The sequence below is a fragment of the Halomonas alkalisoli genome (assembly GCF_021412585.1).
Taxonomy (GTDB): domain Bacteria; phylum Pseudomonadota; class Gammaproteobacteria; order Pseudomonadales; family Halomonadaceae; genus Halomonas; species Halomonas alkalisoli.
In genome coordinates, this window is record NZ_JAKCMI010000012.1 from 317,334 (window position 1) to 336,820 (window position 19,487).

The following is a 19,487-nucleotide window of genomic DNA, read 5'->3' on the forward strand; positions in this document are numbered from 1 at the left end:
TAGAAAATCCGGGGCCTATGGCCGGCACTGACGCCGGCCATCCGTTTGACTGGCCGTCGGATCACTTCTTCTTGGGGGCAATGATCATGATCATCTGGCGCCCTTCCATCTTGGGGAAGGCCTCCACGGTCCCGATCTCGTCGAGATCCGCGGCGATCCGCTCCATCAGCTTGCGGCCGATATCCTGGTGCGCCATTTCACGGCCGCGAAAACGCAGCGTGACCTTGCCCTTGTCGCCACCTTCGAGGAAACGAATCAGGTTTTTCAGCTTGACCTGATAGTCACCCTCGTCGGTGCCAGGCCGGAATTTGACTTCCTTGACCTGAATCTGTTTCGTCTTCTTCTTCTGAGCCGCCTTCTGCTTCTTCTGCTCAAAGACGAATTTGCCGTAATCCATGATCTTGCAGACGATGGGGTCGGCATTGGAAATCTGGACGAGGTCCAAACCGGCCGCTTCGGCTCGCTCCAGTGCTTCACTGGTGGGCACTACGCCCAGCTGCTCGCCGTCGCTGTCGATCAGGCGTACCTGATCCTCGGTAATACGGTCGTTCATTGGGGGGCGCTTGTCCTGAGGACGTCCGCGCTGGCTGCTTCGCTTGATCGTTCCGTCTCCGTTCCGGTAATTGACAGTGTCGTTACCAACCTTCGGCCCGAACGCGCTCGATGAATTCATCGACGGTCTGGACACCGAGGTTTTCGCCGGTGCGGGTGCGCACGGCAACCGAGTCGGCTTCGACTTCCTTATCCCCTACCACAAGGAGATAGGGAACTTTCTGCAACGTATGCTCGCGGATTTTAAAGCCGATCTTCTCGTTCCTCAAGTCCGCCTTGACGCGAAGACCGATTTTCTGCAAGCGACGCTCCAATTGTACCGCATAGTCGCGCTGCGCATCGGTAATTGTCATCACGACCACCTGTTCCGGCGCCAACCAGAGCGGCATGGCCCCGGCGTAGTGCTCGATCAGGATGCCAATGAAGCGCTCGAAGGAGCCGAGAATGGCCCGATGCAGCATGACCGGCGTCTTGCGCTCGCCGTCTTCGTCGACGAATTGGGCGTTCAGTCGACCGGGCAGATTGAAATCCAGCTGCAGTGTACCGCATTGCCAGACACGATTCAGGCAATCACGCAGTGCGAACTCGATCTTGGGCCCATAGAAGGCGCCCTCACCCGGCTGCAGCTCCCAGTCGAGCCCGGTGGCGTTCAATGCCGCCTCGAGCCCCGCCTCGGCGCGATCCCACATCGCCGGCTCCCCCATGAGCTCCCCGTCGGGCCGGGTGGAGAGCTTGAGCTCCACGTCCTCGAAGCCGAGCTCCCGGTAGACCTTCATGGTCAGGGCGATGAAGGCCTCGGCCTCGGCCTGGATCTGCCCCTCGGTGCAGAAGATATGGGCGTCGTCCTGGGTAAAGCCCCGCACCCGCATCAGGCCATGCAGGGCACCCGACGGCTCGTTGCGATGACAGCTACCGAACTCGGCCAGGCGCAGCGGCAGGTCGCGGTAGCTCTTGAGCCCCTGGTTGAACACCTGCACATGGCAGGGACAGTTCATCGGCTTGACCGCGTAGTCACGCTTCTCCGACTCGGTGGTGAACATCATGTCGCTGTAGTGGCCCCAGTGGCCAGACTTCTTCCACAGCGACAGGTCGACGATCTGGGGGGTCTTGATCTCCTGATAGCCGTTCTCGACCTGCACCCGCCGCATGTACTGCTCCAGGGCCTGGTACAGGGTCCAGCCATTGGGATGCCAGAACACCATTCCCGGCGCCTCCTCCTGGAGATGGAAGAGGTTCATGCGCTTGGCCAGCTTGCGGTGATCACGCTTCTCGGCCTCCTCGAGGCGCTTGAGATACGCCTTGAGCTGTTTCTTGTCGCCCCAGGCCGTACCGTATACCCGGGTCAGCATCGGATTGCTGGCATCGCCACGCCAGTAGGCGCCGGCCAGCTTGGTCAGCTTGAACGCCTTCAGGTGCCGGGTATTGGGCACATGGGGCCCGCGGCACATGTCGACATATTCCTTGTGCTGGTAGAGCCGAATCGTCTCACCTTCGGGAATCTCGCGGACGATCTCCTGCTTGTAGGGCTCTTCGCGATGCAGGAAGGTCAGCATCGCCTGGTCGCGGTCCACATACTCGCGAACCACGTCATACTCCTCGTCGATCAGCGCCTTCATGCGCGTCTCGATCGCGGCCAGATCGTCCGGGGTGATGGAAACACCGAAGTCGATATCGTAGTAGAAGCCATCGTCAATCACCGGACCGATGGCCATCTTCGCCTCGGGATAGAGCTGCTTGACCGCATGGCCGATCAGGTGGGCGCAAGAGTGGCGAATGACCTCGAGACCTTCCGGGTCGCGGGCGGTGATAATAGCCACTTCGGCGTCATGATCGATGACATCGGCAGCATCCACCAGCGCGCCGTCGATCTTGCCGGCGACGCAGGCCTTGGCCAGGCCCGGCCCGATCGATTCGGCCAACTGCATTACGGAAAGGGGTTCGTCGAAGGTTCTCTGGCTGCCATCCGGCAGGGTCACGATGGGCATTGAAGCGTCCTTGTGCGCAGTGGTGATCCATACCAGGGATCACGTGCCGCAGTTAGTGGCGTAGTTCAAAACAGTTCAAAACAGTCCATGACGGGTCACGACAGCCGACAAGACTACCAGATGCCCCCCTTCTCACGCCACGCCCTGAATCCCGGCCATAGCGGGACGGGGGCACAGAACGAAACAGGGGCACCCGAAGGTGCCCCTGTGCGCTGCGCGCGGCCTTGATTCAGGCCCCGGGTCCGATCGAGAGATCAGTCCCAGTTGACGATTTCCACGCGACGGTTCCGCGCGCGACCTTCGTCAGTCTCGTTGGTGGCGACCGGACGCGATTCGCCATAGCCAACGGTGGTCATGCGGTTAGCAGCGATACCGCGAGAGACGAGGAAGTCCCTGACGGAATCGGCGCGACGCTGGGACAGACCCTCGTTGTACGCGGCAGAACCGATGTGGTCGGTGTGGCCTTCGATACGGACACGCATCTCGGGATTCTCACGCAGGGTGTTGGCCACCTGGTCAAGTTCGCGGTGCGCGGCCGGACGAATTTCGGCAGAGTCGAAGGCGAAGGTGACTTCGCTATCCAGCACTACCGGTTCGAACACGGGCGCAGGCGCCGGCGCGGGCTCCGGCATCGGCTCGCGCTCAACAACCGGCGCGGGCGCCGGCGTACGGTCCGCACACAGCAGCGCACCGATGGCGGCACCGGCGGCAGTACCAGTGGCGGCACCTTCCTCTTCATCGGAACTGCCGCTGGTGGCATAGCCGATGCTGCCGCCAATCAGGCCGCCGGCGATACCGCAGACCACAGGCTGCTGGTACCAGGCACGGTCTGAAGAGGGGTTGGTGTTGGGCGTGGCACAGCCTGAAAGGCCGACGACGAGAGCAGAACCTAACAGCAAGCCAGTCGTAGATTTTTTCATTACAAGACTCCTTCTTGATTCATCTTCGGGCAATCCATTGTTGAGCACCCGAAATATCCGGGAATTCTGGGACCCGGTTGTTCATAGTGTAGGCTTTATTCAGCCTCTCTCAAAGCATAACCTAATTCAACTGTCCAAGAATTAGGTTGCCTTGGCGTCATAACGCGCAAAAAGCCTATACAACCTACAGAAACAAGCAAAGCGGTGCAGTAGAATTTTTTTGTAACACCCATGTATAGTTTAACCCTGACGCATGCAGTGTCCAACGTCACTGCAGGCTTCCGGGCCAGGTCCGGCGGAACTCCAGCACCTCGGCCGCCGCCTTCAGCACCGGCTCGCGCAACTCCGCTTCCACCTGCAAGCGCTCGCGGTCCTCCCGCATCCTGTCACGCGGGGCAAGGGCCTTGCGTGCCGAGTGGGTATGCAGATGCTGGGTCCGAGCATAGACCTCGCCAAAGGGACGAAAGGCCGGACGCTCCATCAACTGGGGGTCGAGTATCTCCAGCAGCACCTTGCAGCGCCAGGCACCTTCGGTGACATCCACCTGCTCCTGCAGCAGCGACGAGGCAACGATCTCGAGGTTTTCGAGACAGTTGTTATGGGCGCGCTGAAGCTCATCCCTCTGCATCGCCTGCCGACGCTTGACCTCACGCCAGAGAGTGAAGGCATATGCTCCCATACCGGCAATGATGGCCACGCCCAGCGCGAGCAGGACCAGGGCAGTCGTTGTCGTCATGGATTCGTCCAGCCTGTGGTTGAGAATGGGGTCGGATTGTACCGCAGGCAGGACCCGGCAATACACTCAGCGCAGAAGATGGGCGACCAGGGAGACATCGCTACAGGCCACGAAAGAACCGTTGATCAGGCTTTCACCGCGGTTATAGCGCAGTGGCAGCCCGCTCTGGAGACTCAATACCACCCCGCCGGCCCCCTCCAGAACCCCTTGCCCCGCAGCGGTATCCCATTCACAGGTCGGCCCGACCCGCGGGTAGATATCGGCATTACCTTCGGCAATCCGGCAGAACTTCACCGAACTGCCGCATCGCTGCAAACGGGCATCGGGAAAGGTAGCCACCAGGCGTTGGGTTTCATCGTCGAGATGAGCGCGGCTCGCCACGATCCGCAGCGGCTTCCCGGCTCGCACACTCACGGGTTCGCGAAAATCCTCCCGCCAACGCCAGGCTCCGAGGCCCGCTCCCCCCGCCCAGGTCTGGCCGGTGGCAGGCATGTGCACCATGCCCAGTAACACCTCGCCATCCCGGACAAGCGCCACGTTGACGGTGAAATCATCATAGCCATCGATATATTCACGTGTCCCGTCGAGAGGATCGACCAGCCAGTAGCACTGCCACTGCCTCCGATGCGACCAGGGGGCTGCCGCCTGCTCCTCGGAAAGCATGGGCAGGTCGATCAGTTGAGGCAGGCCTACCTCAAGGCGCCGGTGAGCGGCGTGATCCGCCTCGGTGACAGGGCTCCCATCGACCTTGTACTGCGGATCACACCCCACCTTGCGTACCGCAAGAATATCGCGCCCCGCCGCTTCGCAAAGTCCGCGCAGCGCTTCCAGGCTCGGCAATGGCACCGGTGTCTTGTCGATAGACATGGGCACCCCCCCACTCACACACGGAGAACACTAGGCTCGAGCAGCCTCACCCATGCCGCGGCCAGATATCGACCAACGTATGATAGGGCTTGGCGAGAGCTACATTACCCAGAGGGCGGCGTAGTGATCAAGCAGCAGCGCCCCGAAGACACCGAGGATATAGCGAATCGAGAACCAGAAAGCGGCCAGTGGTGCCTGAGGATCGTGGCCCCGCCACACTTTCCAGTTCCAGTACATGAAGCGCATATTGAGCGCCGTGACAGCGAGCAGATAGACCGCCCCACTCATGCCGATGACGAACGGCATCATCGTCACGGCCACGGTCAGCCAGCCGTAAAGCCATACCTGCAGCCGGGTGAATGCCTCCCCATGGGTAACCGGCAACATGGGAACCCCGGCCCGCGCATACTCATCGCGCTTGTGAATCGCCAGTGCCCAGAAATGGGGCGGCGTCCAGGCAAAAACGATAAGCATCAGCAGCAGCGGCTCCGGTCCCAGCTGCCCGGTGACCGCAGTCCAGCCCAGCAGTGGCGGCGCCGCTCCGGCAACGCCACCGATGACGATGTTCTGCGGCGTGGCCCGCTTGAGAAAGGCGGTATAGATCAGCGCGTAACCGATCAGCGAGCCGAGGGTCAACCAAGCCGTCAATGCATTGACCTGCCACAGCAGCAACAGGATGCCTGCCACGGAGAGCAACGAGGCCCAGCCCAGCGCCAGAGCCGTGGGCATACGCTGGCTGGCCAGCGGGCGACGCGACGTCCGCAGCATCATGGCATCCAGCCGCCGATCGACCACATGGTTGAATGCGGCAGCCCCACCCGCCGCCAGCCCGATTCCGCTCAGCCCGAAAACCACCGTAGCCAGCGGGGGCAATACCGGCGTCGCCAGCGCCATGCCCACCAGGGCGCAGGCCAGCATGACAACGACCACACGCGGCTTGCATAGTGTGAGCAGGTCCTGCCAGGTCCAGTCGCCCGTCGCGCCCTCGGCATTGAAGGGCGCCGTCAAAGCGCGCTTCATTCCCGCTCGCTTCATTACCGCATTAGACATGCGCCCACTCCTTGTCCCGTCGTATTGTATTGTTTTCCAGCGCAGGCTCTCGCCAGTGCCATACCGCCAGCGCCAGGCACAGCACCAACGCCACGGCACCGGCAGTATGCAGCAGTGCCAGCCACAACGGCAGCCACATCAGTACATTGGCAATCCCCAGCCCCAGCTGAATGCCGTAAATGCCGACCAGGCCACCTAGCCAGGGGCGCAGGCGTGCCTCGTGCCAATGGCGTATCGCCAGAGCCACCAGGGCGAGGCCGAGCAGCAGCGCACCGATGCGATGCCCCTGATGAATGGCGACTCTCGCATCGGCGTGCAGCTGACCATGAAGGTAGTTCGGCCCCACCGTTTGCGTCAGATGAAAGCCCTCGCTCCAGTCCATCTCCGGCCACCATTGACCGTTGCATGTCGGGAATCCCTGGCACGCAATACCGGCGTAGTTGCTGGAAACCCAACCGCCCAGCGCGAGCTGCAGCAGTAACAGCAACATAGCCAACCCCCAGAGCGGCGTGAGTCGACGCCGTGGTTGCTCTCCCGTATCCCCGGCCGCAAATCGCCGCAAGCGCAGGTGGAGCCAGAGAAACAGCAGCAGTACAGCCAGCCCTCCGAGGAGATGCATCGTCACGACCTGGGGCCAGAGCTTGAGCGTGACGGTAAAGGCACCAAAAGCCCCCTGCAGCAGAATCACCACCAGCAGCGTCAGGCTGACTCCCCACGGATATCCCCGGCGCTTACGCAAGCCGGCTCCCGCTACCAGCAATGCTATCACCAGCAAACCCAGCGCCGAGGCAATATAGCGATGAATCATCTCGACCCAGGCCTTGAAACTTTCAAGCGGCGCATCCGGCGAGTGGGCCATGGCCCGCTCCGCATCGGGCACTACCAGGCGACCGTAGCAGCCAGGCCAGTCCGGGCAGCCCAGTCCAGCATCCACCAAACGGGTCCAGACACCCACCAGAATCACGACGCTGGTGAAGACAATGCCTACCAGGCTCAGCGTGAGGAGGAGACCCAGCCGGGACGACAACACCTGGCCCCGCATCGATATGCCCTGCATTGATTCTTACCTCATCGATCTTGCTTGCCACTGGATCATGCGACGGCGAGAGTGAGAGCCGGCCACTGTCAACTCAACAATTGCCAGCTCAGCGATTGCCGACCTCTAGCTCCGGTGCCGCTCGCTTGTCAGGATTCATGCGTAGCAGATGGTTGATATCATCCAGCACATCGCGCAGTTCCACTTCGCGGGTGTAGGTCAGCACGGTTTCGCCACGTGGATCGAGCAGCCAGACGCGACCCGGCGTCTGCCATTCGGGCGCCTCGCTCCACTGAGCCAGGGACTCGCCCGGCAGAGCCGGCTCATCGCCGCCGATACGTAGGCGACTTACCCGTGGGGCTTCGCGACCCAGGGCACGATGCAGGCGCCACCACTGATCGGCCAGCTCGTCACAATCGCTGGAGCAATCGAAAGCCAGCACCCAGTCCCCCGGCTCCAGCGCCTCGCGGGGCTCCACAAGCGGCCAATGGGCAAGGGCCGGAACATCAGGCGCCAATTCGCCATGCGCGGTACGCTGATCGGGAATACCAATACGCCACTCCACCATGACCCAGGCGGTAATCACCGGTATGGCAAAGATAGCGATCAGCGCCAGCAGCTTGAAGCGCTGGCGACGCGCCCTCACGGAGTCCTGTTCACTACTGTGTTGATCGGCCGGCTTCTCTTGCACGTCTCTACCTTTTGCTGACAGCTGTCTACGAACCCAAGTGTACCGACTTGCTCGAACCCAAGGGACTTGGGCTAGCCTTCTTCACGGCCCTGCTCGTGGCGCTAACGGGGAGGCCTTGATGTACGGCGGTCCCTGGCCAGCCGCCGCCCGCCGACGATCATCATCACCAGGGCCGCAAGGGCCAGCCCCCACCACTGTACCGCGTACCCCATATGACGCTCGGGCGGCATCACGCTGGGCTCCCACCATGGCTCGAGAAGACCGTCCCCCTCCTCCAGATGCAGCCAGCCATCATGGGCAAACCCAGGCGACAGGCTCCAGGCGGCGAGGTCGATCTGCTGCAGCCGCTGCTCTTCGCGGTTGGGGCCATAGAGCGGCCCCGAATCACCGGCCTGTTGCCAGCGGCCTTTTAGCGTCACTTCACCGCGGGGCGTTTCCACTTCCGGTGTCTCGCGAACCGGGCCGGTGGCCAAGAAACCACGCTGGACCAGCCATAGCCGACCATCCTCGGTGCGCAGGGGTGTCAAGGCCGCCACACCCAGTTGCCCGTTGAGTGTACGATTGTCGAGAAACAGGGTGTCTTCCGCCAGATACTCGCCGCGAAGTGTCAGATGCGTTCCCCCGGGGGGAGCCCTCATGGGCGCCTCAAGCGTTGGCGCCGCGTCGAGCCGGGCGAGATAGTCGCGCTTGTCGTCGGCCCGTTCCCACTGCCATAGTCCAAGGGCCAGACCGAGTGCCACCAGCAGCGACCAGAGCACACACCATAAGCCCAGTCGCCAGCCAGGAAGACGCGCCGTCGGCACCCCTCCCCCCTCTGCCCCCTGACCCTTGATGGAGTAACTCATGCTGCTGAAGACCCTGATTGCCGTCGTATTCCTGGCCATGGTGACCAGCCTGGCAGCCGGCGTCGGCTTTCTGCTTCGCGACGACAGCCGCTCACGCCGCCTGCTGATTTCACTGAAGATCCGTGTCGCCCTGGCGGCGCTGTTGATCGCGCTGCTGTTCTACGGCTTCTATTTCGGCAACCTGGCCGCCGCCTGATCACCAGGCCCGTCAATTTGAACTCCCGCCCAGCCACCCAGGGCTGAGCGGGAGATATCGAACCATCGAGACCGTCGCCGCTGCGATCCGCTTGAGACTTAGAAGACGTAGACAAACAGGAACAACCCCACCCAGACCACATCCACGAAGTGCCAGTACCAGCAGGACGCCTCGAAGCCGAAGTGCTCCTCGGGCGTAAAGTGACGCCGAATTATCCTCGCCAGCATGACGATGAGGATCAAGGTGCCGACGATGACGTGCACCCCATGGAAGCCGGTCAGGATGAAGAAGGTTGCGCCATAGATGCCCGCCTCCAGGGTAATGCCATAATGCGCGTAGGCTTCGTAATATTCGACGCCCTGGATCACGATGAAGCACAGGCCCAGCAGCACCGTACCTGCCAGCCAGTTGCGGCAGATCTTGCGATGCCCTTCCTTGAGCGCCTCGTGCGCCACGGTCAGGGTAATGCTGGAAGAGATAAGTATCAGCGTGTTGACCAACGGCAGGTGCCAGGGGCTGAAGACCTGTGCCGGCCCGGCAATGGAGGGATCTGGCGGGCTAAGCAATGGCCAATGGGCCGTGAATTCCGGCCACAACAGCGCCGTGGGGCCCTTCGTGCCCTCGCCTCCCAGCCATGGGATGGCAAACATGCGCACGTAGAACAGTGCGCCGAAGAAGGCCGCGAAGAACATCACTTCGGAGAAGATGAACCAGCCCATTCCCCAGCGGAAGGAGCGATCCATCTGGGCATCATAGAGTCCGCTGCGGGATTCCACCACGACATCGCGGAACCAGAGCGCCATCACGGCCACCACCCCCGCCAGCCCCAGCAGCATGATAATGGTGCCGCGCCCATGGACCAGCACCATGCCGGTACCGATCATCATCATGCCCAGCGCCAGGGACCCAAGCGCCGGCCACTTGCTGGTTGCAGGTACGTAATAGCTGCCACTCATGCCTCATCTCCTTCAATGGTCTTTGCAGCGGCCTGAAGCGGCGCTTGTTTGCCTTCAACGGGATAGAGCGTATAGACCAGGGTGACGGTATTGATCTCGGGGGGTAGATCGCGATCCAGCTGGAAGACCAGCGGCAGCTCGAGCTTCTCGCCAGCCTCCAGTCGCTGCTCCTCGAAACAGAAGCAGCTGGCCTTGCGCACGTGGCGCGTGGCGGTCGAGGGCGAGACGCTGGGCACCGCACGCCCCCAGCTCTCGCCACTGCTTTGATTGTTGAAGGTGAAATTCACCTCGGATGTCTGGCCCGGATGGAGTCGCACCTGCCGGGTTTCGACCTCCATGCGCCAGGGCAACCCGGAGCCATTGCGGGTGATGAACTGCACGGTCACCATGCGCGAATCGTCAACATTGTCATGGACCAATGCCTGGGCGTTGGTGTCCACCTTGCCGTTGATACCGGTGACGCGGCAGAACACGTCGTACAGGGGCACCAGGGCAAAGGCGAAGGCGAACATACCCACCAGCGCTGCCACGCTGCGCCATACCGTGCGCCTCACCCTCACTTCCTGAGTATCCGTTTCGTTCCGACTCATGCTTCGCTCCTCCTGTCACATGCCGGCACGCCGGCTCAGTGAGCCGGGCGCTGGTAGTTCGGCGGTGTCTCGAAGGTATGCAGCGGAGCCGGGCTAGGCACGCTCCACTCGAGGTCGTCGGCGTAGTCGCCCCAGGCCGCGGCCGGCGCCTTCTTGCCGCCCCGCACGCACATGATCACCACGGCCACGAACAGTAGCTGGGAGAAACCGAACAGGAAGGCACCGATGCTCGACACCATGTTGAAATCGGCGAACTGGAGCGCATAGTCGGGGATCCGGCGCGGCATGCCGGCAAGACCCGAGAAATGCATCGGGAAGAAGGTCAGGTTGACGCCGATCACCGACAGCCAGAAGTGCCACTGGGACAGGCGCTCGTGGGGGTAGTGGCCCGTCCACTTGGGCAACCAGAAGTAGACCCCCGCCATGATGGCGAAGATTGCCCCCGGCACCAGCACATAGTGGAAATGCGCCACGACGAAGTAGGTATCGTGATACTGGAAATCGGCCGGCGCGATGGCAAGCATCAACCCCGAGAAACCACCGATGGTGAACAACACCACGAAGGCCAGGGCAAACAGCATCGGCGGCTCGAAGCTGATCGACCCCTGGAACAGCGTGGCGATCCAGTTGAACACCTTCACCCCGGTGGGCACCGCGATCAGCATGGTGGCGTACATGAAGAACAGCTGCCCCACCAGCGGCATCCCCACCACGAACATGTGGTGGCCCCAGACCATGAACGACAGCAAGGCGATGGCAGCAGTGGCGTAGACCATCGAGGCATAGCCGAAGAGGCGCTTGCGGGCAAAGGCGGGAATGATCGCCGACACGATCCCGAAGGCCGGCAGGATCATGATGTACACCTCGGGATGGCCGAAGAACCAGAACAGGTGCTGGAACAGAACCGGGTCGCCCCCGCCCGCGGCATTGAAGAAGCTGGTGCCGAAGTTGATGTCCATCAGCATCATGGTGATCACGCCGGCGAGTACCGGCATGACCGCGATCAGCAGGAAGCCGGTGATCAGCCAGGTCCAGACGAACAGCGGCATGTCCATCATGCGCATGCCCGGCGCGCGCATGTTGAGGATGGTGGCAACGATGTTGATGGCACCCAGGATAGAACTGATACCGGCAATGTGCAGCGCCAGGATGAAGAACGTGGTCGACGGCGGCGCATAGGTGGTGGAGAGCGGCGCGTAGAAGGTCCAGCCGAAATTGGGCCCGCCACCCGGCATGAACAGCGTCGACAGCAGCAGCCCGAACGCCACCGGCAGCAGCCAGAAGCTGAAATTGTTGAGGCGCGGCAACGCCATGTCGGGCGCCCCGATCTGCAGGGGAATCATCCAGTTGGCCAGGCCGGTAAAGGCCGGCATGACGGCAGCGAAGACCATGATCAGCCCATGCATGGTCGTCATCTGGTTGAAGAACTCCGGATTGACGAACTGCATGCCGGGCTGGAAGAGCTCCAGGCGCACCACCAGGGCAAAGATACCCCCGATGAAGAACATGACCAGCGAGAAGATCAGGTAGAGAGAACCGATCTCCTTGTGGTTGGTGGTCAGCAGCCAGCGCATGAGGCCCTTGGGGGGCGCTTCATGGGCGTGTCCATGCCCAGCTTCCGCGGCGGTGCTGCTCTGCTCGAGGGTAGGCTGAGGAGGTACCTTAGGGGCCATCGGAAATCTCCAGATTCATTGTCTTGTTATGTCGGCGCATAGGGGGGCCACGGCAAAAGCGCCGTGGCCGTGATCAGCGTTCCAGCCGCTCGGCAATTTCTGCAGGCTGCACCGCATCGCCGGTGTCGTTGCCCCAGGCGTTGCGGGTATAGGTGATCACCGCGGCGAGTTCGACAGGGTTGAGCGTGGTACGGAACGACGGCATGGCAGTACCGGAGACGCCATTGATGATGGTGTCCTTGTGCCAGTCGATATCGGCGAGCATCTGCTCATTGCCGGCCAGAGCCGGGAACGCCGGCGGAGAACCCTGACCTTCCACCTGGTGACAGGAGGCGCAGATGCTGCCGTAGACGCCCTCGCCACGCTCCATGAGCTCGTCCATCTCCCACTCGCGATCGACCCCAAGCGCTTCCTCGGCGGCCATTTCCTGGCGCTCGACCAACCATGTCTCGAAGTCGTCCTCTTCCATGGCGTGAACCACGATGGGCATGTAGGCGTGATCCACGCCACACAGCTCGGCACACTGGCCGCGATAGATGCCCGGCTCGTTGATCCTGACCCAGTTCTCGCTGATGAAGCCGGGAATGGTGTCCTGCTTCACGGCGAAGTCGGGCACCCACCAGGCGTGGATGACATCATCGGAGGTAAAAAGGAAGCGAACCTTGCGATTGATCGGCAGGACCAGAGGCTCGTCGACCTCCAGCAGGTAGTTCTCGCCACGCTCCTCGTCACCGCGTATCTGAGCGCGCGGTGTCGACATGTTCGAGTTGAAGGCGACATCTTCACCGAGATATTCATAGCGCCAACGCCATTGCTGACCGGTGACCATGACATCCAGTTCGGCATCAGAGGGGTCGTAGATCTTCTGCAGCGTCGCCGTGGCGGGAATCGCCATGCCAACCAGGATCAGCAGCGGCACCGCCGTCCAGATCACCTCCACGGTGGTGTTCTCGTGGAAGTTGGCCGCCTTGGCGCCCTTGGAGTGGCGATGGCGTATCAGGGAGTAGAACATAACCCCGAACACGGCCACGCCGATGACGACGCAGATCCAGAATATGACCATGTGCAGATTGTAGATTTCTCTACTGAGGTCTGTTACCCCCACCGGCATGTTCCAGCCACTGGCCAGAGCTGCCTGGCTCGAGCCGACAAGGGACAGGCCCCCTGCCAACCATACGAGCAGAGTGCGCATCGACGCCTCCCGATGTTTGTAGTTGTCGTAGCAATGGCAACCCCGAATGTCAGGGACGGGGGTCCTCACGCAAGCGCAAGAACATTAGCCGCTTCTGCGAGGATTATATGGAGACGGGACCGGAAAGTCACTGCTCCTGATCCCCTGCTCTGTCTAACGCGCCAGTCAACGCAGCGCGCCACGACCACGTTCGGCTCAACCAGCCGCCCAGGTCGCCACCAGGGCAATCAAGCCCACAAACAGCAGCGCCATGATGATCCCGACGAGGATAAAGGCCATCGGGTTTCCCTTCTCGAAGTCCTCACGCCGCTGCTGTTCCTTCTGCACTCCCAAAAAAGCCGCCAGCACTGACTTGATCACTCCCCACATGGCGTATCCCCACGGCCAGATTGGACGCTCATAGCATGCCACAGCTGGCACGGCTTCGGAAAACCACTTCATCTGATCACATCACAAAGTATTATACTGCGACGCAGCAACATTGGCGCTGCCGGCCCCTCACTGGACTACACTTCGAGGCAGGAGACAGCCCTTGGTTATCCTTCCACCTTCAGGAGTTCGCCATGCCCAGCAAGAAGACAGAACCCAGCGCCAACAACCCGCTCGATGCTACCCGGCCCATCATGGAATGGTGGACCCAGCAGTGGATGCAGGGTGCAACGCCCATGACCCGCATGCAACTGGCCTGGATGGAAAACCTGTCGGAAATCATGCAGCAGGAAGCCCGCTTTCTTTCGGCCCTCGCCGAGTCGAGCCAGCGCATCGCCAAGTGCTATGACACCCATCAGGGCGACCCGGCGAAGATGAACGAGTGCTACCAGGAGCTGGCCAAGGAAGTGGCGGAACAGCACATGGAGCGAATGAAGAACGTCGCCAGCCTGTCGCACGACTTCCGCACCCGGATCTGGGAAGAGCTCTAGAAGGCTACACGCCTGGAGCCGAAGGCCGACGAAGCCCGCCTTCGGCTCAGTGTGGCTTGTGTGCCTCGTCATCGGAAACCGGCACCGGGCGGGAGCCCGCATCGTCGAGATCGGCCCATGGCTCCCGTGGCGCCTCGGCACGCTCGCCGGTACGTGCCGCATAGCGCTCGCGATGCAGCGCCTTGAGCAAGCCGACGACCATCAGCATGATCACCACCGAGAACGGCAGTGCCGCCATGATCACCGCCGCCTGCAGCGTCTCGAGCCCTCCAGCCATCAGCAGCACCGCCGTCAGCAGCCCCAGCAGGCCTCCCCATAGTATGCGGTGAGCCGTGGGTGGCTCCGGGTCGCCGCCGGCCAGGATGGTATTGATCACCAGGGTGCCGGCATTGGCCGAAGTGATCAGGTAAGTGGCGATCAGCAGCACCAGCACGGCAGACACGCCCTGCCCCAGCAGCCCGAGCCCCATGGCGTCGATGGTGGCAAACAGCGCCGTGGCCACGTCGGCCTCCACGGCGGCCACGATGCCACCCGCCCCGAACAGCTCATGGTAGAGGGCGGTGCCACCGAACAGCCCAATCCAGACGATGGTGATGACCGTGGGTACCAGCAGCACGCCCATGACGAATTCACGGAAGGTTCGCCCCCGGGAGACCCGGGCGATGAACATGCCCACGAACGGCGACCAGGCCAGCCACCAGCCCCAGAAGAACACCGTCCACTCCGCCTGCCAGCCATCGTCCCGGGTCGCATTGGTGTGGAACGTCATGCCCATCAGGTTCTGGATGTAATCGCCCGTCGACTCGATGGTAATCGCGATCAGATACTGGGTCGGCCCGAACAGCAGCATGAACACCACCACCGCGATACTCAGCCAGAAATTGGCTTCCGACAGCAGGCGCACGCCACGCTTCACACCGGAGACCACGGAGACGGTCGCCACGCTCATGATCACGGCGGTAACGATCAGTTGAAGGGCCAGCGAAGACGGCAGGCCGAAAACCGCGTCGAGCCCCGCGTTCATCTGCTGTACGCCCAGGCCCAGGGTGGTGGCGATACCGAATACCGTACCAAACACCGCCAGCACATCGACGGCATCGCCCAACAGGCCATCGGTACGCTTGCCGAACAGCGGCTTGAGCCCGGAACGAATGGTGAGCGGCATCTTCCAGCGATAGGAGAAATAGGCCAGCACCAGCGCCACGAAGGAGAAGATCGCCCAGCCGTTCAACCCCCAGTGGAAATAGGTCAAGCGCATGGCGACCCGCGCGGCGTCGGGGCTCATGCCATCAACAATGAAGGGGTTCGCCTGGAACTGCAGTATCGGCTGGGCGACCGACCAGAACAGGATGCCGACCCCGGTGCCTGCCGCGAACAGCATCGCCACCCAGGAAAAGAAGGTGAATTCCGGCTGCTCGAAGTCGCTGCCCAGGCGAACGTTCTTGTAGCGCCCCGTGCCGAGCCACACCATGAACAGGAGTAGAAACGCCACCAGCAGCACGTAATACCATTCGAGAAAGGGATCGAGCACGGTGCGCATCAGCGCCAACCCATACCCCAGGCGCTCGGTATAGAAGGCGCCATAGATCAGGGATACCGCTACGACCAGGAACGTAACCAGGGTGACCCTCGGGTTCATGCCCTTGAGGGGACCGCACCGAGCCTGTTGGTACATGGCGATGTCCTTTCCCGATGACGAGCAATTGCCGATGCTCATCATAAAGCAACGCACGCCCTCCTTCACGGCTGCCCCCGCCCCTACCCCGATCAACCCCTTGTAAAGGCAAGCTTCTGAAAGGAAAGTACAAAAGAGGCTTTTCATTTAGAACGGAACGCGCTAGTATACGCCTCGTTCTCGGGGAGCTGGTTACGGCCAACCAACCGGAAAACCTGGGGGAACCCACGTTTGTAGAACGACAGTCGGAGCGTGGCGCAGCTTGGTAGCGCGCTGCAATGGGGTTGCAGAGGTCGCAGGTTCGAATCCTGTCGCTCCGACCATTAGATTCAAGAAAAGCCGCCACTTACGGGTCACCCCGACTGGCGGTTTTTCGTTGGTGGTAAAAAACTGGTAAAACTCCTCCCCTCTTGGACCCATTACCAGGCGCCTGGAGCGGCGCGGGCGCTACTCAATGGTAGAGCTGCACCATCGCCGTTTTCCCTTCTCTATCAATACCCTGCATGACTCCCTGTCTAACAAATTAGCGATTGTCTAACGATTTTCGTGGCCGCCGTTGAGCGATCCATGGCGCTAAGCCATGCTCTGACCATGGACGAACAGACACGACTCCGGATCACCCAATGGCGCAAGCGCCTCGAACGGAAGGGCTGGATCAGCCTCCGCCGGAGGCGCCGGTGCAGGGCCGGGTGGTCAAGGGAGTGTTTAGAGGTTGCCCCCTGGGGCTGGCCATACCTAATCGCGCAAGGGGGCATTGTTCGGATTGGCTAATGAGGGCTATGAGTTAGAAGTTTGAATGTTCCTGTTTTGGAATACGATGTCTGCAAAGCGTAGTCTTCCGTCATTTTCCCATTTAATCCCATTAATTGTATAAATTCGGAATCCTCTTGACGACAGCCACTCAACTATAGCCGTGGCATCACCTGAAGCTTTCCCCTCAATGCGACATTCAGCCACTATATAGTCAATCTTGCTTAGCACTGCCTCCGCCCCCTTTATCACATCAAAATCGAATCCTTCGGTATCTGTCTTAAGAATGAATGGAGGAGAAAGCTTGCTTTCTTCTACCAGCTCATCGATTCGGACTGACCGACAAGTGCTTTCCTTTTTGTTCTTGTCATGATTGGGGAACTCGCTATGTGAGGCTCTCGATGAGATAGCCTTTTGATCACCCCTCTCATAAAAAACACAATCGCCTGTAAAGTCTGTCGCGACAGCTCTTTCCCATTGCCCTGGTCTTTCGCTTAAAATTTTCTTGATGCTATCACCAAAACCCTCTACTGGCTCGATAAGCATAAGATATGCATCAGGAAAGGCGGCATATAGCGAAGGTGTCCCTGTTGCAACACCAACATCGATTATCGTTCGAGGCTGACTACTCCCTGACATTTCGTCAAATTTCCATCCACTTACATCCCAGGTTGCGCTTGTGTGGAGGGAGGTCCGGTTTAATGTTACGGGGCCTATCTCTACTTTTCCCCTGGAAAGTTTTTCTACGACCTTAGGAGGGCTATTGGTTGTTGTTGGCTTGCTCGCAACATTCTGCGCCGCTCTTGCTCGGCCAGGTGCATTTAGCTTCTTCAATATACGCTTAATCATATTCTTCCGCCGAGGGTCTCGCTGCTAGAGGGGCTTCGGGCACTGTACCTCATCAGGGCAATCCTGGGTAGGCCCGTCAATCCTTGGGGTTAGCATGAAGGAAGATGGTTCTTAGTCGCCCGGAGCTTGCGAAATGTCAGAGTTTAACCGCTTGGATGAAAAGGTCATCGATCTGCTCGCCACTCAACCCTAGGGCATAGCCCAGGCCGACAAGCTGCTCATTCATGCGCTCCCATACTGTCGCCCGCTGATACCACGCCCGCGTCAGCTTGCGCTCTACCACATCCTCGATGCTGTCGATGGCGGCTTCGACCTGCTCATCTAGTCCTGTGAGAATTAGCTGGTGTTCGCCCTGGGGCTGGTGACGGACGCTGACTGGCGCCACCGATCCAGCTCTTCTTCTGGCGTCAGCGGCTCGGGCTCCGGTTCAGGCTTTGGGGCAACACTAAATCCATCATCAATGCTCACAACCTCGCCACGCATGATGCCCTCAAGCGCCTGCTGATACTGCTCGTCATTGATCGGAATTCCACCCTCAATGGGCGACTGGCTGATTTGTCCGTTGGCTGCGTAGGGCATCACGCGATCCTCATGTAATAGGTGAGCTGCTGGTGTTTTACGTCGGTGCGGTCACCAGTTCGTGCATCCGGGCTGTTTGTGGAGTCAAAGCTTATATGGGGTTGCAGAGGTGCAGGTTCGAATCCTGTCGCTCCGACCATTAGATTCAAGAAAAGCCGCCACTACGGATCATACCGAGTGGCGGTTTTTCGTTTTTCCCTCTTGGGCGCAGTACCGGGCCGTTGGGGCAGCGTCGAGACCGAAACGTATCGAGCCGGCGCTGTCAGACAATGTAAGGCCCAGCCTTCTGGCACGACAGAGCCTCGGCGAACGTTACGACAAGGACTCCGCATGCCCCTGACCCAGCCCGACGCCCTCACCGCCATCCAGGCGAGCCTCGCCGCCACGTCCTGGGCCGACGAGCCGTTGGTGCCCATGGAGGACAGCGGCCTTGCCCACGTTCATCTTCGCCTGGGCGAAAGCGGCTGGCTGCTGCGCATTCCCAAGCAGAGCCAGATGGGCCTAGAGCCCACGGATCACCTGACCTATGAGTCCGCCTGCTTTGCCCGCGCCGCGCCCAGCGGAGTGACACCCGCACTGGCCGAGAACCTGCCACCAAGCTCCGCCCTGCCCCGTGGCGCACTGGTGGTCAGGGCCATCGACGGGCGCAGCGCAACGCTCCCCGACGACCTGCCGGCACTGATGTGCAGCCTGGCGGCCATCCATCGCCTGCCGCTACCCGCCACAGCCGAGCGCGCCCCACTGCTGGCACCCCGCGACCCACTGGCGGCGATGTATCACGAGGTTCTGGACCAGGCCCGTTACCTGGCCGACGCCGGCCTGGCCCCCGAGGCCGAACAGGGAATTCGCCGCGAACTGGCACAGTTTTCCGCCTCCCTCAACACGCCTCAGCGCCCCGAACGGCGGCTGATCACCTTCGATGCCCACCCCGGCAATTTCCTGATCGATGTCGATGGCCAGGCCTGGATGGTCGACCTGGAGAAAGCCCGCTACAGCTATCCCGGCTTCGACCTGGCGCATGCCACTCTCTATACCTCGACCACCTGGGACATCAACAGCCACGCCGTGCTCGATAGCGATGCCATACTTGCCGCCTACGCCACCTGGGAGCGGAAGATGGGTGAAACGGGCCGCGCCCAGCGCCCCTGGCACCTGCCCCTGCGCCGCGCCATGTGGCTGTGGTCGGTCACCTGGTGTGCCAAGTGGCAGGTGACCTCCGGGGCGCCACCGTCAAGAAATGCTCGCGGGCAGGACTGGTCGCGCCAGCACAACAGCGAAGCACTCAACGCTCATGTTCAGGAGCGTGTGGCACACTACCTCTCACCCCCGGTGATCAGGCGCATGGGCGAGGAATTCCAGTCACTTGCCACAGCCTTTGCCGATGGCCTCGACACGGCGATCCAGCGCACCGACGACCTGGAGTAG

General features: G+C 61.2%; 21 protein-coding genes and 1 tRNA gene. 4 read left to right on the forward strand and 18 right to left on the reverse strand.

Features of this window, described 5'->3' with window-relative positions:
• Window positions 1-61: 61 nt before the first annotated feature.
• The 9 genes from infC to LY622_RS03525 all read right to left on the reverse strand — a co-directional run bounded on the left by infC (window position 62) and on the right by LY622_RS03525 (window position 8,682).
• Entirely contained in the window at window positions 62-673 is a 612-nt protein-coding gene (infC, locus tag LY622_RS03485) for a translation initiation factor IF-3 (protein WP_255761936.1), read from the reverse strand.
• Window positions 636-2,537 carry a threonine--tRNA ligase gene (gene thrS, locus LY622_RS03490; RefSeq protein ID WP_234289606.1) on the reverse strand — a complete coding sequence of 634 codons (1,902 nt, stop codon included), beginning with the start codon at window positions 2,535-2,537 and terminating at the stop codon, window positions 636-638. The genes infC and thrS overlap by 38 nt, the downstream gene beginning before the upstream one ends.
• Before the next feature lie 254 nt (window positions 2,538-2,791).
• On the reverse strand, window positions 2,792-3,457 hold the full coding sequence (locus LY622_RS03495) for an OmpA family protein (protein ID WP_234289607.1): 666 nt from the start codon (window positions 3,455-3,457) through the stop codon (window positions 2,792-2,794).
• 268 nt (window positions 3,458-3,725) lie between these two features.
• Window positions 3,726-4,193, reverse strand: coding sequence for a DUF2489 domain-containing protein (locus LY622_RS03500; RefSeq protein WP_234289608.1), 468 nt, complete (start codon window positions 4,191-4,193; stop codon window positions 3,726-3,728).
• 66 nt (window positions 4,194-4,259) lie between these two features.
• Window positions 4,260-5,060 (reverse strand): 3'(2'),5'-bisphosphate nucleotidase CysQ, encoded by an 801-nt coding sequence (gene cysQ / locus LY622_RS03505; protein ID WP_234289609.1) that lies wholly within the window; start codon window positions 5,058-5,060, stop codon window positions 4,260-4,262.
• 99 nt (window positions 5,061-5,159) lie between these two features.
• Window positions 5,160-6,080, reverse strand: a complete 921-nt coding sequence (gene cyoE, locus LY622_RS03510; protein WP_234289676.1) for a heme o synthase — start codon at window positions 6,078-6,080, stop codon at window positions 5,160-5,162.
• 22 nt (window positions 6,081-6,102) lie between these two features.
• Window positions 6,103-7,167, reverse strand: a complete 1,065-nt coding sequence (locus LY622_RS03515; protein WP_234289610.1) for a COX15/CtaA family protein — start codon at window positions 7,165-7,167, stop codon at window positions 6,103-6,105.
• An 88-nt stretch (window positions 7,168-7,255) separates the two neighbouring features.
• Entirely contained in the window at window positions 7,256-7,837 is a 582-nt protein-coding gene (locus LY622_RS03520) for a redox-active disulfide-containing membrane protein (RefSeq protein WP_234289611.1), read from the reverse strand.
• A 101-nt stretch (window positions 7,838-7,938) separates the two neighbouring features.
• Entirely contained in the window at window positions 7,939-8,682 is a 744-nt protein-coding gene (locus LY622_RS03525) for an SURF1 family protein (protein WP_234289612.1), read from the reverse strand.
• On the opposite strand from LY622_RS03525, the gene LY622_RS03530 reads away from it, so the two are divergent.
• Complete coding sequence (locus tag LY622_RS03530; RefSeq protein WP_234289613.1) at window positions 8,681-8,878, forward strand: DUF2909 family protein; 198 nt, start codon at window positions 8,681-8,683, stop codon at window positions 8,876-8,878. The two genes, LY622_RS03525 and LY622_RS03530, sit on opposite strands and share 2 nt — an antisense overlap.
• Window positions 8,879-8,976: 98 nt before the next feature.
• Here the strand turns inward: LY622_RS03530 and LY622_RS03535 are convergent, their stop codons facing one another.
• The 5 genes from LY622_RS03535 to LY622_RS03555 all read right to left on the reverse strand — a co-directional run bounded on the left by LY622_RS03535 (window position 8,977) and on the right by LY622_RS03555 (window position 13,658).
• Window positions 8,977-9,834: a cytochrome c oxidase subunit 3 gene (locus tag LY622_RS03535; protein ID WP_234279755.1), complete on the reverse strand. Its 858-nt coding sequence runs from the start codon at window positions 9,832-9,834 to the stop codon at window positions 8,977-8,979.
• Window positions 9,831-10,424: a cytochrome c oxidase assembly protein gene (locus LY622_RS03540; protein ID WP_234289614.1), complete on the reverse strand. Its 594-nt coding sequence runs from the start codon at window positions 10,422-10,424 to the stop codon at window positions 9,831-9,833. Before LY622_RS03540 ends, LY622_RS03535 begins: the two co-directional genes overlap by 4 nt.
• 35 nt (window positions 10,425-10,459) lie before the next feature.
• Window positions 10,460-12,097, reverse strand: a complete 1,638-nt coding sequence (gene ctaD, locus LY622_RS03545) for a cytochrome c oxidase subunit I (protein WP_234289615.1) — start codon at window positions 12,095-12,097, stop codon at window positions 10,460-10,462.
• Window positions 12,098-12,170: 73 nt separating this feature from the next.
• On the reverse strand, window positions 12,171-13,289 hold the full coding sequence (gene coxB / locus LY622_RS03550) for a cytochrome c oxidase subunit II (protein WP_234289616.1): 1,119 nt from the start codon (window positions 13,287-13,289) through the stop codon (window positions 12,171-12,173).
• A 195-nt stretch (window positions 13,290-13,484) separates the two neighbouring features.
• Window positions 13,485-13,658, reverse strand: coding sequence for a DUF2970 domain-containing protein (locus LY622_RS03555; RefSeq protein WP_234289617.1), 174 nt, complete (start codon window positions 13,656-13,658; stop codon window positions 13,485-13,487).
• A gap of 194 nt (window positions 13,659-13,852) precedes the next feature.
• On the opposite strand from LY622_RS03555, the gene LY622_RS03560 reads away from it, so the two are divergent.
• Window positions 13,853-14,209, forward strand: a complete 357-nt coding sequence (locus LY622_RS03560; protein ID WP_234289618.1) for a hypothetical protein — start codon at window positions 13,853-13,855, stop codon at window positions 14,207-14,209.
• 46 nt (window positions 14,210-14,255) lie between these two features.
• Here LY622_RS03560 and LY622_RS03565 read toward each other — a convergent pair whose 3' ends face one another.
• A complete protein-coding gene (locus LY622_RS03565) occupies window positions 14,256-15,884 on the reverse strand; it encodes a BCCT family transporter (protein WP_234289619.1) in 1,629 nt (542 codons plus the stop codon).
• 246 nt (window positions 15,885-16,130) lie between these two features.
• Here LY622_RS03565 and LY622_RS03570 point away from each other — a divergent pair.
• Window positions 16,131-16,207 (forward strand) — tRNA-Pro (locus tag LY622_RS03570).
• 454 nt (window positions 16,208-16,661) lie between these two features.
• On the opposite strand, the gene LY622_RS03575 is transcribed toward LY622_RS03570, so the two are convergent.
• The 3 genes from LY622_RS03575 to LY622_RS03585 all read right to left on the reverse strand — a co-directional run bounded on the left by LY622_RS03575 (window position 16,662) and on the right by LY622_RS03585 (window position 18,062).
• Window positions 16,662-17,483 carry an FkbM family methyltransferase gene (locus LY622_RS03575; protein ID WP_234289620.1) on the reverse strand — a complete coding sequence of 274 codons (822 nt, stop codon included), beginning with the start codon at window positions 17,481-17,483 and terminating at the stop codon, window positions 16,662-16,664.
• Between the two features lie 136 nt (window positions 17,484-17,619).
• Entirely contained in the window at window positions 17,620-17,868 is a 249-nt protein-coding gene (locus LY622_RS03580) for a hypothetical protein (protein ID WP_234289621.1), read from the reverse strand.
• Window positions 17,820-18,062: a hypothetical protein gene (locus LY622_RS03585; protein ID WP_234289622.1), complete on the reverse strand. Its 243-nt coding sequence runs from the start codon at window positions 18,060-18,062 to the stop codon at window positions 17,820-17,822. Before LY622_RS03585 ends, LY622_RS03580 begins: the two co-directional genes overlap by 49 nt.
• A gap of 330 nt (window positions 18,063-18,392) precedes the next feature.
• Here LY622_RS03585 and LY622_RS03590 point away from each other — a divergent pair, with 330 nt between their 5' ends.
• On the forward strand, window positions 18,393-19,487 hold the full coding sequence (locus LY622_RS03590; protein WP_234289623.1) for an aminoglycoside phosphotransferase family protein: 1,095 nt from the start codon (window positions 18,393-18,395) through the stop codon (window positions 19,485-19,487).